Genomic DNA, 328 nt, shown 5'->3' on the forward strand with positions numbered 1-328 from the left:
GTATAGGGAGGAGGAGGGCAAATGGAGGATGAGGGAGTATGGAGGATGAGGGAGTATGGAGGATGCAGGAGTGTGGAGGATGAGGGAGTATGGAGGATGCAGGAGTATGGAGGATGCGGAAGTATGGAGAATGCAGGATTAGGGAGGATGCGAGAAATGGAGGATGAGGGGTATGGAGGATTCAGGAGTGTGGAGGATGAGGGAGTATGAAGGATGAGGGAGTATGGAGTATGAGGGCATATGGAGGATGAGGGAGTAGGGATGATGCAGGAGTAGGGAGGTTGCGGAAGTAGGGAGGATGGGGGAGTATGGAGGATAAGGGGGTATG

The 328-nt window shown here is 53.4% G+C and carries 1 protein-coding gene; it reads left to right on the forward strand.

Annotated elements, in window-relative coordinates:
- Positions 1–72 precede the first annotated feature (72 nt).
- A complete protein-coding gene (locus I5349_RS14360) occupies positions 73–210 on the forward strand; it encodes a hypothetical protein (protein WP_226391336.1) in 138 nt (45 codons plus the stop codon).
- Positions 211–328: the final 118 nt, after the last annotated feature.

This window comes from Penaeicola halotolerans (genome assembly GCF_016464625.1).
GTDB classification, from domain to species: Bacteria; Bacteroidota; Bacteroidia; order Cytophagales; family Cyclobacteriaceae; genus Penaeicola; species Penaeicola halotolerans.